Annotated in this window: 2 protein-coding genes; both read right to left on the minus strand. The window is 47.6% G+C overall.

Going from position 1 to position 1,239, the window contains the following annotated elements; translation table 11 throughout:
* Positions 1 to 21: 21 nt before the first annotated feature.
* Positions 22 to 648 (minus strand): alpha/beta family hydrolase, encoded by a 627-nt coding sequence (locus tag QTO00_RS19895; protein WP_331426288.1) that lies wholly within the window; start codon positions 646 to 648, stop codon positions 22 to 24.
* On the minus strand, positions 641 to 1,239 hold a 599-nt coding region (locus tag QTO00_RS19900; protein ID WP_331426289.1), incomplete at its 5' end, for a LysR substrate-binding domain-containing protein. The genes QTO00_RS19895 and QTO00_RS19900, both read right to left, overlap by 8 nt.

Genomic DNA, 1,239 nt, shown 5'->3' on the forward strand with positions numbered 1-1,239 from the left:
CCCCCTAAAGCCAGACATGGCTTACTTTGCATCCGAAGCCTCCAGAATAAACTTAGCTAGATGCTCCACCGCAAGGGCAATGTTGCCCTCTTCCGTATACCCAGAGCTCTTACGCGGTTTAAAACTATGGTCACCATCGGGAATAAATTCCACTTTGACCTTAGAAGAGAAAGCGAACTCAGCGAACTCCTGCTTTTTACCAAATGTATCTCGCTCACCTTGCAGAATCAGACATGGCTTGTCTATTTCGGCCAAATGCGCACCCTTGTAGTTTTCAGGCTTGCCTGGAGGATGAAATGGAAAGCCTAAACAAGTAATCGCGGCAACTTTGTCTTCAGCGCTAAGAAGGCTAGCCATTCGACCACCCATAGACTTACCACCAATCACTACCCTACCCGAAGCACAATGCTCATCGATAACCGCTTGGTAAGCTTCTAGTAACTTAGGCGCTCTGTCTGGCGGACGTTTCTTACCATCTTCGGCGCGTTTGACCATGTAAGGAAAGTTAAAACGCACCACCTTAATGCCTTTTTGCGCGAGGCCTATGGCAACCGCCTGCATAAACGCGTGGTCCATTCCAGCGCCTGCACCATGAGCAAATATAAACAGAGATTTGCCCTGTTCCCCGTCAATCAAATAGTTACTCATCAAGCAGATCCTCTTGCTCACTTTGGGCTTTCGCTAACATCCAGTCGCGGAACGTAGCAATACGCCCCATATCCGCTTGCTTATCATGACAAACCACATAAAACGCATTCTTAGAGACCAACACTTCATCAAATGGGGCAATTAAGCGTCCTGCTTCAAGTTCTGGTTGAGCAAGTACATTATTGCCTAGAGCAACACCCTGGCCATGCGCCGCAGCTTGGAGCACCATGGTTGAGTGGCTGAAGATCGGGCCATGGTTAACGTTAACCCCTTCAATACCATGCTGCTTAGCAAACTGCTTCCAATCTTTACGTGACGTATCATGCAACAAAGTATGTTGCTTTAAGTCACTTAGAGTTTCTAATGGTTTGCTGCCTAAAAGCACTGACGGTGAACAGAGAGGAATCAAAAACTCTTGATACAATTTATCTGCACGTAAGCCGGGCCAGTTTCCACGCCCGTAATAGATCGCCACATCAACATCATCGGTCAGTGAACCTTCGTCCATATCCACCGCTTTAATCCGCACATCGATATCCGGCTCTTGCTGGTTAAAATCGGCCAAACGAGGCACTAACCACTGAATAGCGA

The organism is Vibrio sp. M260118 (assembly GCF_036533755.1).
Lineage (GTDB): Bacteria > Pseudomonadota > Gammaproteobacteria > Enterobacterales > Vibrionaceae > Vibrio.